This is a genomic window from Acetobacter lovaniensis, from assembly GCF_014207635.1.
Taxonomy (GTDB): Bacteria; Pseudomonadota; Alphaproteobacteria; order Acetobacterales; family Acetobacteraceae; genus Acetobacter; species Acetobacter lovaniensis.
On sequence record NZ_JACHIE010000009.1, the window covers coordinates 44,691 to 59,241 of the forward strand.

At 54.7% G+C, this 14,551-nt stretch carries 15 protein-coding genes, 3 tRNA genes and 2 pseudogenes; 7 read left to right on the plus strand and 13 right to left on the minus strand.

The genetic code is table 11. The annotated features are described in order from the left end of the window. The first annotated feature begins 47 nt into the window (after positions 1 to 47). Positions 48 to 608, plus strand: a complete 561-nt coding sequence (locus HNR55_RS10760; protein WP_059022767.1) for a recombinase family protein — start codon at positions 48 to 50, stop codon at positions 606 to 608. A gap of 780 nt (positions 609 to 1,388) precedes the next feature. On the opposite strand, the gene HNR55_RS10765 is transcribed toward HNR55_RS10760, so the two are convergent. From HNR55_RS10765 to mnmE, 6 genes are all read right to left on the minus strand, one after another. Next, positions 1,389 to 1,464 (minus strand) — tRNA-Lys (locus HNR55_RS10765). 67 nt (positions 1,465 to 1,531) lie between these two features. After that, positions 1,532 to 2,443, minus strand: a complete 912-nt coding sequence (locus tag HNR55_RS10770) for a ParB/RepB/Spo0J family partition protein (protein WP_166115240.1) — start codon at positions 2,441 to 2,443, stop codon at positions 1,532 to 1,534. After that, positions 2,440 to 3,231 (minus strand): ParA family protein, encoded by a 792-nt coding sequence (locus HNR55_RS10775; RefSeq protein WP_166115243.1) that lies wholly within the window; start codon positions 3,229 to 3,231, stop codon positions 2,440 to 2,442. Before HNR55_RS10775 ends, HNR55_RS10770 begins: the two co-directional genes overlap by 4 nt. Continuing rightward, positions 3,218 to 3,814: a 16S rRNA (guanine(527)-N(7))-methyltransferase RsmG gene (gene rsmG, locus HNR55_RS10780; protein WP_165925737.1), complete on the minus strand. Its 597-nt coding sequence runs from the start codon at positions 3,812 to 3,814 to the stop codon at positions 3,218 to 3,220. Before rsmG ends, HNR55_RS10775 begins: the two co-directional genes overlap by 14 nt. Next, on the minus strand, positions 3,804 to 5,681 hold the full coding sequence (gene mnmG, locus HNR55_RS10785) for a tRNA uridine-5-carboxymethylaminomethyl(34) synthesis enzyme MnmG (RefSeq protein ID WP_194300256.1): 1,878 nt from the start codon (positions 5,679 to 5,681) through the stop codon (positions 3,804 to 3,806). Before mnmG ends, rsmG begins: the two co-directional genes overlap by 11 nt. 24 nt (positions 5,682 to 5,705) lie before the next feature. Next, a complete protein-coding gene (gene mnmE / locus HNR55_RS10790) occupies positions 5,706 to 7,025 on the minus strand; it encodes a tRNA uridine-5-carboxymethylaminomethyl(34) synthesis GTPase MnmE (protein WP_166115246.1) in 1,320 nt (439 codons plus the stop codon). Positions 7,026 to 7,206: 181 nt separating this feature from the next. Here mnmE and HNR55_RS10795 point away from each other — a divergent pair, with 181 nt between their 5' ends. Next, positions 7,207 to 7,671 (plus strand): methylated-DNA--[protein]-cysteine S-methyltransferase, encoded by a 465-nt coding sequence (locus HNR55_RS10795; protein ID WP_166115250.1) that lies wholly within the window; start codon positions 7,207 to 7,209, stop codon positions 7,669 to 7,671. 313 nt (positions 7,672 to 7,984) lie between these two features. On the opposite strand, the gene HNR55_RS16750 is transcribed toward HNR55_RS10795, so the two are convergent. Then, a complete protein-coding gene (locus HNR55_RS16750; protein WP_166115253.1) occupies positions 7,985 to 8,278 on the minus strand; it encodes a hypothetical protein in 294 nt (97 codons plus the stop codon). Positions 8,279 to 8,606: 328 nt separating this feature from the next. Between HNR55_RS16750 and HNR55_RS10805 the strand changes: the two genes are divergently transcribed. Continuing rightward, the gene (locus HNR55_RS10805) at positions 8,607 to 9,056 is read left to right on the plus strand and encodes a hypothetical protein (protein ID WP_166115256.1); all 450 of its coding nucleotides are present in this window, start codon (positions 8,607 to 8,609) and stop codon (positions 9,054 to 9,056) included. 223 nt (positions 9,057 to 9,279) lie between these two features. Here the strand turns inward: HNR55_RS10805 and HNR55_RS10810 are convergent. The 5 genes from HNR55_RS10810 to hemE form a co-directional block, all read right to left on the minus strand. After that, a tRNA-Pro gene (locus tag HNR55_RS10810) sits at positions 9,280 to 9,356 on the minus strand. 69 nt (positions 9,357 to 9,425) lie between these two features. Then, positions 9,426 to 10,010, minus strand: a complete 585-nt coding sequence (locus HNR55_RS10815) for an LOG family protein (RefSeq protein ID WP_166115259.1) — start codon at positions 10,008 to 10,010, stop codon at positions 9,426 to 9,428. A 193-nt stretch (positions 10,011 to 10,203) separates the two neighbouring features. Next, positions 10,204 to 10,656: a protoporphyrinogen oxidase HemJ gene (hemJ, locus tag HNR55_RS10820; RefSeq protein ID WP_166115262.1), complete on the minus strand. Its 453-nt coding sequence runs from the start codon at positions 10,654 to 10,656 to the stop codon at positions 10,204 to 10,206. Further along, positions 10,656 to 11,348 (minus strand): HAD family hydrolase, encoded by a 693-nt coding sequence (locus HNR55_RS10825; RefSeq protein ID WP_166115265.1) that lies wholly within the window; start codon positions 11,346 to 11,348, stop codon positions 10,656 to 10,658. The genes hemJ and HNR55_RS10825 overlap by 1 nt, the downstream gene beginning before the upstream one ends. Next, positions 11,348 to 12,427, minus strand: a complete 1,080-nt coding sequence (gene hemE, locus HNR55_RS10830) for a uroporphyrinogen decarboxylase (RefSeq protein WP_166115279.1) — start codon at positions 12,425 to 12,427, stop codon at positions 11,348 to 11,350. Before hemE ends, HNR55_RS10825 begins: the two co-directional genes overlap by 1 nt. A gap of 368 nt (positions 12,428 to 12,795) precedes the next feature. Between hemE and HNR55_RS10835 the strand changes: the two genes are divergently transcribed. The 4 genes and pseudogenes from HNR55_RS10835 (at position 12,796) to HNR55_RS10850 (ending at position 14,283) form a co-directional block, all read left to right on the plus strand. Next, on the plus strand, positions 12,796 to 13,428 hold the full coding sequence (locus HNR55_RS10835) for a Maf family protein (RefSeq protein WP_166115282.1): 633 nt from the start codon (positions 12,796 to 12,798) through the stop codon (positions 13,426 to 13,428). 100 nt (positions 13,429 to 13,528) lie between these two features. Next, a tRNA-Ala gene (locus tag HNR55_RS10840) sits at positions 13,529 to 13,604 on the plus strand. A 185-nt stretch (positions 13,605 to 13,789) separates the two neighbouring features. Continuing rightward, positions 13,790 to 13,954 (plus strand): annotated as a pseudogene (locus tag HNR55_RS10845) (type II toxin-antitoxin system HicA family toxin); the annotation flags it as partial. Next, positions 13,951 to 14,283, plus strand: coding sequence for a type II toxin-antitoxin system HicB family antitoxin (locus HNR55_RS10850; protein WP_166115287.1), 333 nt, complete (start codon positions 13,951 to 13,953; stop codon positions 14,281 to 14,283). The pseudogene HNR55_RS10845 and the gene HNR55_RS10850, both read left to right, overlap by 4 nt. Here the strand turns inward: HNR55_RS10850 and HNR55_RS10855 are convergent. Next, a pseudogene (locus HNR55_RS10855) lies at positions 14,268 to 14,485 on the minus strand (integrase); the annotation flags it as partial. The gene HNR55_RS10850 and the pseudogene HNR55_RS10855 overlap by 16 nt on opposite strands. Positions 14,486 to 14,551: the final 66 nt, after the last annotated feature.

Genomic DNA, 14,551 nt, shown 5'->3' on the forward strand with positions numbered 1-14,551 from the left:
ACATAAAAGAGAAAGTCTAAACCCTATTGAGACAAACGAGACGCGGAATGACCATTTACGGATATGCGCGAGTCAGCACGACTGACCAAGACCTGACCATTCAGGAGCAGACCCTTGCCGCAGCCGGGTGCACGGTCATTCGCTCCGAAAAGGTTTCAGGGTCGAGCACCAGTGGCAGGAAAGAACTGCAAACCCTGCTTGCCTTCCTCCAGCGGGGCGATGTGCTGGTCGTCACACGCATAGACCGGCTGGCCCGCTCTATTGCTGACCTTCAAACCATTATGATGGAACTCAAGGCAAAGGGTGCAGCCTTGCGCTGCACAGAACAGCCCGTGGACACCAGCACGGCAGCAGGCAAAGCCTTTCTGGATATGCTGGGTGTGTTTGCCGAGTTTGAGACAAACCTCCGCCGGGAACGCCAGATGGAAGGCATAGCCAAGGCTAAGGCGGACGGGCGTTATAAAGGGCGCAAGCCTACAGCCCGCAATCAGGCCACCGAAGTGCAGGCACTTATGGAGCAGGGTATGAGCGCCACCGAGATTGCCAGCCGTCTTGGTATAAGCCGAGCCTCTGTTTATCGCTGCAAGGATGCAGCCGAGCCTGCGTGAGCCGTGGGCATGGTGTGCGCGGGCAGCGCGCGGGTTTCTTTTCCGATTTTGGAGTATTTCAGAGCTAAAATAGGCCGAGCCATGCATCAAAAGCATAACGAAAAATGTGTATTTTAAGGGGCAAAAAAGCAGGGAAAACCAGCCATTTAGAGCGGCAATATCCCTATAAATGGCAGAAAACAGCCATTCATGCTTTCAAAATGATACACCTATTTTCGGCAGGTGTAACAGCCAGAACAAAAAAGGTGTATCACTTTTAGATAAGTAAATCAGTCACTTATCCAGAGTGATACACCTGTTACACCTTTTTTTGGGTAGGGGTGGTAAGAACGGGAAGGTGTGACGCGGCCACGATCATGCGTAAAGCGCATATCTCAACCTTGGCTCATAGGCCGGGGGCTATCGGAAAGTCGGGATGCCCTTGGGCACCGCAACCGCATCAGGCTCACGCGCGGATTTTTTCGGCTGTTTGAAAAAAATCAAGTTTTCAAACGCTGGTGACTGTCATGGGGATGGGGGTATCCAATCTCTAGCGGCCATGAGCACCCGGACCGCGCCATGGGCAAATTTTTGCATCCGCGAAATTGAAACAAAAAGACACACAGGTAGCCGGAGGGCCAAGGCTGTCAGGTTTTTGAGAGAGAAAATCTGTGGCGGGAAAGAACCCTGCCCCATGCCAGCTCAGAAAACGCGGTTTCAAATGAAACCGGATTGACTCCGGAAGGCAGGTGAACCCTGCCAGCCTGAAACCTGAAAACCACCAAAAGCTAAGGAAAAGCTTGGTGGGTGCACAAGGACTCGAACCTTGGACCCGCTGATTAAGAGTCAGCTGCTCTACCAACTGAGCTATGCACCCTTACAGCCCATTGGGCTGAAGTGGGGGTCTTTTACCACCCCTTTTTGATAAGCACAAGCCTGAAAATTCAAGATTTTAACAAAGCCAGAACCGTATCCAGCTGATCGAGGCTTTTATAATGAATCTCCAGAGATCCCCCTTTGTGTCCATCAAAGTGAACGGCCACTTTGAGCCCCAACCGGCTGGCAAGATCACGCTCAAGGGCTGCAATTTCCGGGTTCTGTGTCTTTTTTTCCTTCACCACCGGCTTACCAGTCTGTTGCTCCAATGCCTTCTGCACCAAAGCCTCGGTCTGGCGAACCGATAAACCTCGGGCAATGACTTCAGCCGCGGCAGCCACAGGGTTTGGGTGAGACAGCAATGCCCTGGCATGACCGGCAGACAATGTGCCTTTTTTAAGCTCCGCCCGAACGGCATCTGGCAGCTTGAGCAGGCGCAACATATTGGCAACATGGGGACGGGACTTGCCAATGGCTCTGGCAAGGTCTTCCTGCGTCAGGCTGTAATCATCCATCAGGCGGTTAAAGCCTTCGGCTTCTTCCACCGGATTCAGGTCCGTACGCTGAAGGTTTTCCACCAGTGCCGCAGCCATGGCATCGGCTTCGCTCAGGTCGCGCACATGCACGGGCACTTCATGGCACTGGGCCAACTGAGCGGCCCGCCACCGGCGCTCACCTGCAATAATCTGGTACTGGCCTTTTTTACCCGGGTCCGGGCGCACCAGAATAGGTTGCAAAATACCCCGCTCGCGAATGGAGTCTGCCAGTTCCTCAAGGGCGGCCGGTTCCATAATCTGGCGAGGCTGGAATGGCCCGGCAACAAGGGCTTCAACCGGAAGAACGCTCACAGCACCACTCTTGTATTCAGATTCATTCCCTTTTGAACTCATGCCCGCCCCGGCGGCATCCCCCAGTAATGCGGCAAGCCCCCGGCCCAGTTTTGGGCGGGCAGCGGCTTTGCTCCGTGGTGGCGTGCTCATGCCGTTCTCCTCATGATTTCAGCGGCAAGCGCCTGATAGGCCGTAGCTCCGGTTGCGCGGGGGTCGTAGGTCATGACGGGTAAACCGTGGCTCTGCGCTTCGGAAATACGGATATTTCTCGGGATAAGGGTTTCAAGCACATCATCGCCAAAAAAGCTGCGTGCGTCTGCTGCGACCAGTTCGGACAGATTGTTCCGTTTGTCATACATGGTCAGCACAATGCCTGCGACCTTAAGACCGGGGTTCAGGTTTTTGGTCACATGCCCGATGGTTTTAACCAGATGCCCCAAACCCTCGAGCGCAAAAAATTCGCACTGCAAGGGGGCCAGCACACCGTGGGCAGCGACCAGAGCGTTCAGAGTCAGCAGGCCAAGGCTCGGGGGGCAGTCTATGATAATATAGTCTGCCTGCTGGGCCAGTGGCTCCAGTGCCTCGCGCAGCCTGTATTCGCGGCCTTGCGTTTCAACCAGTTCGATCTCTGCCCCGACCAGTTCCGTGTTGGCTGCGATAACCGACAGGTTATCAATCTCGGTTGGCTGCAAAAGATCATGCGCGGATTTTTCGTGCATGAGCAGGGCATAAGCGCCACCTTTTCTGGCATCATAACTAACACCAACACCGGTAGAGGCATTGCCCTGTGGGTCCAGATCCAGAAGCACAACGCGAGCGCCATCGGCTGCCAAAGCTGCGGCCAGATTGATGGCGGTGGTTGTTTTGCCCACGCCGCCTTTCTGGTTTGCTACTGCAAGGATGCAGCAGTCTTTTCGGTTTTTTTTAGCCTTCTGCACGATTAAAATTACTCACTTCCAGAATAACACCATCGGGGCTTGTTTTGCTGGGCCATGACCGGACATCAAACCGCCAGGTCCTGGCTGCCTCTTCAATCTCCTGCTCGGCCTGCCGTCCCTTCAGAAACAGACCAACACCACCGGGCTCCAGTAATGGACGCGCCCATGTTAACAATTTGTCCAGCGGGGCCAACGCACGCGCCGTAACCACTGGTGCGGGAGCAACCTCAGCACTGTCCAGCCGGCAGGGCAGGACAGTCAGCGGTGCACCGGTTATTCTGGCGGCTTCACGCAAAAACGCGGATTTACGCTGATCGGATTCGATCAGCACCCCCGGAATATTGGCCGCTATACCCAGCACAATACCGGGAAAACCACCACCTGACCCCATATCCACAAATCGCTCACGCCCTTTTACCAAAGGTACAAGCTGGAGACTATCCAGAATATGCCGCTCCCACAGGTTATCCATATCCTTGGGGGAGACAAGGTTGATCCGCTCATTCCACTTTTTGAGCACAGCCATATAGGCGTGTAGCCGTTCTTCTGTTTCACGTGAAACAGTCTCGTACTCAGCCAACATGCACCTGCTCCTGCCCTTTGCGCAAATAGGCCAGAACCGCCATGAGCGCGGACGGTGTCATTCCGGGAATACGCTGTGCAGCACTAAAACTTTCTGGTTTTGCCTGCTCCAGCCTTTCCTTCATTTCCGTGCTCAACCCACCAATGCAGGCAAAATCCAGCTGCGGCGGAAAACGGATTTCCGTTTCAGCTTCCAGTTGCTTGATTTCCCTATTCTGGCGGGTCAGGTACCCACTGTAGCGCGCCTGTGTGGTCACATACTGGCGCACCCGCTCTGGCACCTGCAAAAACCATGGAGCAATCTGCTCTACAACCGATGGATCCGCCCCATAGCCCAAAACCTCCAGCAAGCTCCTGCGTCGGCCATCCTGCGCAACCTTCATGCCCACACTGGCAAGCTGCTGTGGCTGCCAGCCTTCGGCTTCGGCCTGCGCCGTTACGGCATTGATCTGCGCCAGTTCGTGCTCAAAAGCGGCCTGACGCTGCGCACCAACACATCCCCACTCCACGCCTAGCTGCGTCAGGCGGATGTCGGCATTATCTGCCCGCAGGGTCAGCCTGTACTCGGCCCGGGATGTGAACATGCGATAGGGTTCGCTAACCCCCTGCGTTGTGAGGTCATCCACCATAACGCCAATATAGGCCTTGCCACGGTCCAGACTCACGCCCGCCAGCCCACCTGCACAACGGGCGGCATTAACCCCGGCCAGCAGGCCCTGTGCCCCGGCCTCCTCATACCCGGTTGTTCCGTTAATCTGCCCTGCCAGAAACAGGCCGGGGCACTGGCGCAGTTCCAGCGATGTTGTGAGCTCACGCGGGTCAACATAATCATACTCCACTGCGTATCCGTACTGCGCGATCACCGCGTGTTCCAGACCGGGAATGGAATGGATCATGGCATCCTGCACATGGGCAGGCAGACTGGTGGAAATACCGTTGGGGTAAACCAGATTACCCCCCTCATGCTCGGGCAGAGCTTCGGGTTCGAGAAAAATCTGGTGGCTTGTCTTATCCGCAAACCGCACGACTTTGTCTTCGATAGATGGGCAGTATCTTGGCCCACGGCCCGAAATCCCCCCCCCATAGACCGCGGACAGATGCAGATGTTCACGAATGATCTCGTGCGTTTTCTGTGTGGTCGCGGTAATGCCGCACACCATTTGCGGGTTGGTAATGGCCTGCGTCATGCGGCTGAAAGGTTCGGGGACAATGTCCCCTTTGTCTTCAGCCAGAGCGGACCAGTCTATGCTGCTGCGTTCAAGCCTTGCCGGTGTGCCGGTTTTTAGGCGCCCCATGCGCAGGTTCATACCCCGCAGGCGTTGTGCAAGAGCTTTTGCCGGCTGCTCCCCTATACGCCCTGCTGGCTGGGACTGATGCCCGATATGGATAACCCCATCCAGAAACGTACCGGTTGTGAGCACAACCGCACCGGCCTGCCATTGCCTGCCATCTTCGCACACAACGCCACAAACCCGTCCATCATTCTGGCACAGCAGGTCGGCCACAGCGCCTTCCACAATATCCAGCCCCGGCGTCTGGGCGAGCAGGTCCTGTATGGCCTGACGGTACAGCATACGGTCCGCCTGCGCGCGTGGCCCCTGCACGGCTGGCCCCTTGGAGCGATTAAGCAGTTTGAAATGAATACCGGCACGGTCTGCCGCACGGCCCATAAGCCCATCCAGTGCATCAATTTCCCGCACCAGATGGCCCTTGCCTATGCCCCCGATTGCCGGGTTGCAGGACATGGCACCAACCGTGTGTCTGTTATGCGTCAGCAGGAGTGTTCTGGCCCCACACCGCGCGGCTGCGGCGGCTGCCTCGCACCCTGCGTGACCACCGCCAACCACAATCACATCGTAAGACCCCATTATCACCACGCCTGCACCATGCCCTTATTTGCCAATACAGAACTGCCCAAAAATGGCATCCAGCAGTTCCTCAACCCCTACATGTCCTGTTAACCGCCCCAGAGCCCGCATGGCCAGCCTGAGTTCCTCACCCCGCACTTCGGGCCATTCCTGCCGAAGCGCTTCTTCCAGACTGGCGCAGGCATCCTGCACGCCTGCGCTATGGCGAGCCCGGGTTAACAACGGCATCCCTGTGGACGATGCGGTTAACGCCAGCACCTTCTGCTCCAGAATCTGGCGTAGCGCATCCAGCCCCTCGCCTGTTTTCAGGCTGACAGGGATAACATCAACACCCTCTACCTCTGCCGGAAGGTCGGCCAAGTCAAGCTTGTTCCCAACCACAAGCGCACCGGGAAACACACTTTGTGGCACATCGGGGGCTGCAAACATCTGCACAACACAGTCAGCCTGTTTCACGTGAAACAAAGCACGACGCACACCTTCGGCCTCAATTTCATCCTCAGTCTCACGCAAGCCAGCAGTATCAACAAACGTGACCTTGATCCCTGCCAGACTCCCCACAATTTCCAGCGCGTCCCGCGTGGTCCCTGCAATGGGAGAAACAATGGCGGCATCCCGTTCTGCCAGCCAGTTCAGCAAACTGGATTTACCTGCATTGGGTGGGCCTGTAATGGCAAAAACCACCCCACGCCGAATACGCTCCCCACGCTGCCCATCAGCAATATGCTGCTGCATCTGTTCGATAAGCTGGCGGATTCCTGATCGGATTTCCTCCTCCACCTCGGGGGGGAGATCCTCGTCAGGAAAGTCTATCAGGGCTTCCTGAAAAGCCAGAAGCTTTTTCAGCCGCTCTGACCACCCCTCATAAACACGGCTCAGCGCACCATCGGCCTGCGCCAGTGCCTGCCTGCGCTGGCTTTCGGTTTCCGCTGCCACCAGATCAGCTATGCCTTCGGCCTCTACCAGATCCATCCGGCCATTGGTAAAAGCCCTGCGCGTAAATTCACCCGGTTCCGCAGGACGTGCCCCAGCATCCACCAGAGCATGGGCCACAGCCTGAATTATGGCAGGCCCTGCATGCAGGTGCAGCTCAAACCCATCCTCCCCCGTATAGCTTTTGGGGCCGGGAAACCACAGAACAAGAGCTTCGTCCAACAAGGTGTCCTGCACATCCGCCTGCCGCCATATGCGGCGTAAAACAGCCTTGCGTGGTGGAGGCAGCACACCACAGAGCTTTACCAGAAGGTCCGCACTCCCTTTGCCACTCACACGCATAACGGCAATAGCCGCGCGCTCTACACCTGTAGACAGAGCAAAAATAGTGTCTTCCCCCTGATATCCCACCGTACTGTGTTCCTTACTGTTTTGTTCAAGACAACACCGTGTTTTTAGTGCAGTTTTGTCCGCAAACGTAGATTTAAAAAATGATAAAAAGCGGCCTATATGGAAAGTGCTCGCAGCACCACCACACCCTGCCTGCTTTTGTCCCGCTCCACTCTGTTGTTATTCAGAAAGTGCCAGACCCATGCCTCAGCTTTCCCTCCACTCTCCTTTGGGACCACTTACCCTGTCTGAAGAAGATGGAAAAATCATTTCCCTGGATTGGGGCTGGGGACGGGACCAGACCGAAACACCACTCCTCTGCCAGGCACGGGACTGGCTGGACCAGTGGTTTGATAACCCGTCCGCCCTAGGCGCCTTTCCCTTTCCGCTCGAACCCTATGGCACGCCATACCAGAAAAAAGTCTGGGCGGTTTTGCAGACCATCCCCACAGGATCGACCACAACATATGGCGAACTGGCACAAAAAGCAGGTGGCAGCCCCCAGTCCGTAGGGCAGGCTGTCGGGCACAACCCTATTCCCATTCTTATCCCGTGCCACCGCGTGCTGGCACGCAATGGGCTTGGAGGATATTCGGGCGATGGTGGCGTGGATGACAAGGTCTGGCTGCTTGAACTTGAAGGGGTAGCACTCCCTCAGCGGGCCTGAACAGTCCCACAGGTTGCCAATGCTCCCGCGTGCAACCTGTGGCTCTGACCTTAGCGTTTATCGCAGTTTTGCGTTAAATTGTTGTAAAAATAACCACTTTTGCAATTGAACATTGCCGTTCCATCGCTCCCTTCCACATTCTGGCTGGGCGGTGGTGCGCTTTGTGTCGCCGGATATTGCCCATAATCCGGGTTGGCATAATAGGATGGCGGAGCATAGTAGCTCTGCCCTGGTTCCTGCTGTGGTGGTGTTCCCTCTGGCACAGGCTGCGGAGGAACCTGTGCAGGCGGTGCATATGACCCGCTATATGTTTTTACGTCCGCCATACGGCCATAAGCATATGGCATGGACCAACCCCAGCCCCAGCCAGCCCAGTAAGGGCTCCAGTAGGGGTTGCCCCAATACGGATTCCAGCCTCCATAAACCCTGTACCCGCCATAAGGGTAAGGATACCCCCAGCCGCCACCGTAATAGCCGCCCCACCCCCAGCGCGGACCTCTGTCCCATCGTCCGGGACCATGCCAACCGCCACCACCCCAGCCGCCATAGCCCCCCCTATGCCAGCCGCCGGGACCACCATAATAATGGCCACCCCAATGCTGGGCATAAGCATGACCGAAAGAAAATTGAACGCCCGCCAGCAGCAAGGCCAGAAGACCTATTTTTACCGTATGTGTCTGCTTCATTCCTACGCCCCTACTCTTGCCTGCTGATCAGAAGACAAGAAAATCTTGTTCTAATAATGGGCATGATCAGGAAGGCTTTCCAGCACGGAATTCCATCTTTTTCAGTATGCCAGAAAAGCTGCCTCTGCACGATTTACCTTGCATATATTGAATACCTGACATACCATTTGAACAATGGAGAAAGCGGCATGTCTTTAGACACTGTTCCGCTTTTGCCCCCTAACGAACCCAAATTAGGAGGCCGGACACATGGCATGGAAAAAAGCAACTTTTGTCTCGCTCTGGCTCGCGGCCCTGAGCCTTGCTATCTGCTCCACATTTATTTTTATAACATGCGGACTTAAATTTTCTGTCTTCCATGCCGGTCTGGCCGTGCACTGGCAGGATTTTACAGATAATTCCGCCCTGTCGCGGTTCCTGTGGCAATCCCTGCCGGAGTCCGAGCAATGGTCGGACTATGCACTCTCGCTCCCCGGTATGGTCGCCAGTGCGGCTTTTGTGTCCAGCATTGTGCTCGGATATTTTGCCGCATTGCAGTTTGAGGAACTGAACAAGGGCTTTCAGGCTGACCGACAGGCCGATATGCGCCGGTGGGAAAACCTTCTGGTCGGGCAGATGCAGGAGGCGCATCATCCCTCCCTGTTCGCTGCCAATACTCTTGTGGACAGCCATTATACAGCTGTGGCCAAACGGGCCTGAACAGAACTGTCTACTCCATAAAAACCCCTCATGTTCCTAGAGGCGCATGAGGGGTTTTTTATTGAACACATCAATGCTTTTTAAAAATGATGCGACACTCTGGAACGCATTGTCATATATTTTATATGAATTGGCTTCCGCTAGTGCTGGATGTTTCTGACGTGCAAAAACATAACACTCCGGGCGCATCCCGCAGGGAAGACTGATTTTTCCAGAAAAGCCATGGTCGGAGTGAGAGGATTCGAACCTCCGGCCCCTGCGTCCCGAACACAGTGCTCTACCAGGCTGAGCTACACTCCGTTATGGCTGAAAGCGCTATACATCTCTCTTGCTTATGAAGCAAGAGAGGAAATGCATGAAGGCTCTGGTTTACAGGGCAGACATCGGCAGATCATGCACCTGCTCCGCCATAACAGAGCACACCAGAGCAGCCGATATGTCCGGCACGACCTGCAATAATGCCCGTGCTTCCACCGAGGCAAACCCCTGACGGACCGCCATATCCAGCATGCCAACCATGGCATCCCCCCAACCGTCCACATTAACCAGCAGGATGGGCTTTTTATGCTGGCCAAGCTGCTTCCAGGTCAGAATTTCCATTGTCTCATCAAACGTGCCAAATCCACCCGGAAGAATCCAGAACGCATCGGCCTGTGCAAACATGATCTGCTTGCGGGCATGCATAGAGTCCGTCACAATCAGTTCAGAAACCTGATCATGCATCTGTTCACGGGTTTTCAAAAATTCCGGGATAACCCCTGTTACCGTCCCACCGGATTTAATAACGGCATCTGCCACTACACCCATGAGTCCATTGGCTCCACCGCCATAAATCAGTCGAATGTTTTTTTCGGCTAATGTTTTGCCAGCCAGTTCCGCTGTCTGCCTATAAACAGGGTTATCCCCCATACGGGAGCCACAAAACACCGCAATGGAACGCACAGTTAAGGACATATTACGCCTTCTCCCAGATATTGTATTTTTGTAAATTTTAACAATTCAAACATACGGGCAAAAAATAATCCATGTTTTTACCGCGGGTTTTCATAGAAAAACCAAAGCCATGCCCCGCATAAAAAGAACAGAACACCGGCAGTATGAAACAATCATATAATATGTGAAATTCCATTATATTATATGACTGTTTTTAAAATGGCCTGACAACGACCATAATCACGATAATCATCATCAGCACAGTTGGCACTTCATTGACCAGCCTGTAAAATTTTTCCGAATGCTGGTTATTGTCCTGTGCAAACTCCCGGTACCACCGGCCACACAGGCCCTGAAAGCCAAACATAAGCAGTACGCACAAAAGCTTTAAATGCCACCAGCCCGCCATCCAGTCCACCGAACCCGGTGTTAGAACCAGCAAGACGCCAAAGAGAAGGCTGGAACACATGGCCGGTATCATAATGGCCTTGATCAACCGGCGTTCCATGGTTTTGAACCGCGTATTTTCCGCAGTCCCGGCCTCGACCTGACAATGATACACAAACAGCCGGGGCAAATAAAACAATCCCGCCATCCATGCCATGACAGACATGATGTGAAACGCGACAAACCACCTGACCCACGGAAGAAGCATGTCAAAAACCATTATGGTGTCACCTTGATCAGTTTGGAAAGAATATGAGGAAAATCAGATAATTTCTCTATCCTTTCAATTCCTTTCCAATCAGGAACCGCTTTTTCCGGCGCGCGGAGCATAACGCAGGCCATACCAGCATCAACAGCCGCCCTGGCACCGGGATCACTATCCTCAAGCACCACGCATTCACATGGCAGAACACCTTCTGCCTCAGCGGCTTTCAGATACACATCCGGTTGCGGTTTTGGCACACCCATATCCCGCGCGGAGTGGATACGCCCGTCAAAATAGGTGGAAAGACTGGTTTTTTCAAACTTTACATCCATTTCCTCACAGGAGGAATTGGACGCAACACGCACGGAAACACCCAGCTTTTGTACCGCATCCAGCATGGCGTGTACACCGGTAATGGGTTCTACGCCTTCCTTCATGGCCACAACAAAACGCTGCTGCATTGCTGGCTCCCACTCAGTGCCAAGCTTTTTACCAGCATTGCGCTCGATCATGGGCTGGATGGTCGCCAGAGACATGCCCGAAAATGTATGCACCGCCAGCGCATCAGGCACATCCCACCCGGCCTCTCGCGCCGCCTGTGCACACAGGCGGCAACAGGTTTCCTCGCTATCAACCAGCACACCATCACAGTCAAAAATGACAAGTTTGAGTGGCCCGCGAAAAACCTGAGAGAGAGCCAGACTCATCAGGGCGTTTCCCGCACGGTTTGAACAAGATCAGCCACATGCTCCACAGGCGTTTGCGGCAGAACGCCATGGCCGAGGTTAAACACATGGGCACGCCCCCGCCCGGCTTCACGCACCTGCAGGGCTTCACGCCGCATGGCTTCTCCCCCGGCCAGTACGGCAACCGGGTCCAGATTACCCTGTAGGCCCAAAGTTTCTGGCACCATATTGCGCACAGTCACCATATCGGCCCCGGTATCGAGTGCGAGAACATCCACACCCGTCTCACGCGCGTATTCTGCGGCCATCACACCAGCAAGACGGGGGAACCCAACAATTTTGACGTGTGGGTAACGGGCCTTGATGGTCTGTACGATCTGTCGGCTGGGCCGGATAACATGGCGACGAAATTCCGAAGGAGGCAAAAGCCCGGCCCATGAATCAAACAGCATGACGGCTTCTGCCCCGGCTTCAATCTGGGCACAAAGATAGGTTGCTGTTGTCTCGGTCAGCAGGGCCATAAGCCGGTCAAAAAGTGCAGGTTCGGAAAAAGCCATGTTCCGCGTTACAGAAAACTCGCGTGAGCCACGACCTTCAACCATATAACAGGCTACGGTAAACGGAGCGCCCGTAAAGCCGAGCAACGTGGTTGCACTAGGTTTGGCAACCCCGATACTTTCTGGCCCATCCACGGCCTTGCGCAGGCGGGACAGGGTTTCCAGCACAGGGGCGGTTGCCTCGGCAATGCGGGCGGGGTCCAGTGCGTTAAGGTCCTGTTCGGAGCGGATAGCACCAAGAACCGGGCCTGTACCTTCCACAAATTCAAGGGACTGACCCATAGCCCATGGCAGGATCAGAATATCCGAGAACAGGATGGCCCCATCCATGCCAAAGCGGCGGATAGGCTGTAAGGTCAGTTCCGTTGCAATGTCGGGGGTCATGCAACGGGTCAGAAAATCCGCCTGTGCCCGCATGGCGCGGAATTCAGGCAGGAACCGGCCAGCCTGCCGCATCAGCCACATCGGAGGGGGCCACAGAGCCTCCCCGTTGAGAGTTCTGAGCAGACGTTTGGCGGCGGGAATATGTGTTTGCGTTGTCATGAGCAGAAGTCCTGCACGTCTTTGTCCGCGCTGTCCACGCCCCTCTTCCTATAAAAAAAGAAAGAAAAAGATTTGATGAGATATGAGGGTACTGTTGATAACGGGGTACCCGGCATTCCAAAAATGTACCCCATCTTTCCCACACTGTGTACAGATTGAAGACCCTTGCAAAATAAAGGCTTTTTGGAGTTATCCAGAAAACATCCAACCACCCCTGTGTACAACTCACCGGTTCATGAGAGTTGCAGGTTGTGCCCGGTACTCGGTACGGCCATGTTCTGAACTCCGTACAATCCACATGTACCCCGGTACTAAGGGAAGTACTCACAGCCCCATTTTTCACCAGTACCTGAAAGAGACTCGCTTCCGTGACTGATTTAGTACTAACGCCGACTCTAATACAGAACAGTGCGGACAAACTGCTTCTGGCCAGTGGTTCTGCTGCCAGGCGGCGTATTCTGGAAAATGCCGGACTGGCCTTTGATGTTGAAGTGTCCGAGGTGGATGAGGCGCATCTCAAGCACGAAGGCTTACAGCAGAACTGGTCTGCCGATACGGTTGCCCTTCGCCTTGCTGAAGCAAAAGCACTCTCGATTCAAAAAACCGATCGGTTTGTGATCGGGGCGGATCAGATGCTGAGTTGTAATGGCACATGGTATGACAAGCCGAAGGGAGTGGCAGGGGCCCGCCAGCAGTTGCTTGAGCTGAGGGGGAAGACGCATACCTTACATACTGCGGTCGTGCTGTGCCGGAATGGGCATATTCTCTGGCGGCATGTTGCCTGCCCAAAGCTGAGCATGCGTGTATTTTCACACGCATTTATGGAACAGTATCTGGCGCTGGAGGGAGAGGCCTGCCTTGGTTGTGTCGGCTCTTACCGGCTGGAAGGTCCGGGCATACAGTTGTTTGCTGCAATAGAGGGTGATGCTTTTGCCATTCAGGGTTTGCCGCTCCTCCCTCTTGTTGCGGCACTGCGTGAGATGAAAGTGCTCCCAGATTAAAAATTAGGGCTTGTCAGCATTTTAAGGAGGTTGTAAGAGGCTCAACACACACCGCAGGACTTGTTGTAGAACAGGACAGGGCAGTGTGTGACAGAACAGTGGGGCCATAGCTCAGTTGGGAGAGCGCTTGAATGGCATTCAAGAGGTCGGCGGTTCGATTCCGCTTGGCTCCACCAGTTCTTCTTCCTAAGCCTCTGAAAAATAATTGGTTTTGTTAGAGCTTGGAAGCCGTACCCTTCTTACTCCCCCCCTTGTGATAACGCTTATTGAGCGCTGTGATTACCCGAGCTTGAAGTTCGCTAGGTTATCGTCGTGCGTTGCTCCTACAAAAATTGTCCACTGACCGTCCGGCACTTCCCTCGTGTCCCTCGGTGGTGAGGTTTCAGAGCGTGAAGGTTCCCGTGTTGATGTGTTCCTGTTCGGTGAGGTGCGCATATTCCATCGACCTCATCCCAAGCCGGATACAGGCAAAGGGGCCGTTGCATCCATACGAAAATGGCTCGAAGCAAATGGGGTGACACCATGAATAATGTGGTGGAAATTGGCGGCCATCGGGCTGTTATTCCGTTTGACCCGGAAATCGGTATGTTCCGGGGCGAGTTTCTGGGCCTCAACGGTGGGGCAGACTTCTACGCTGATAGTGTCGGAGGCCTCCAGAAGGAAGGCAAGGCATCCTTGGGGATGTTCCTTGAAATGTGCGCAGAGAAGGGGATTGGTCCGGGCAAGCATTCCTCGGGCCGGTTCGTGGTGCGCCTGCCTGAGAATGTCCATGCGCGCGCCGCTGGAATTGCCACTGCTCGCGGAGTGAGCCTTAACCGGCTGGTGCAGGATGCGTTATCTCAGGTGGATTTCTGAACTGCGCACCATTCAGCCATCATCCCCCGCCGATTATCAAACAGGTCACCTCGCCTATAAGCGGTTTCCACCTTGTCACTGATGGCATGAGCCAGAGCCAGAGCCAGAGCCATTTCAGTTACCCCTGCGGATAATCGGTTTCCTCGGCTGCCCAGTCGCGGAAGGTGAAGCGCAGACCGTGCACGGTCACTTCTTTTGCTGCCATGCCGCAGGCTTCGGCCAGATTTGCCATAACGTGGCCAATGTCTTTTCTGAGTATGGCTGGGTG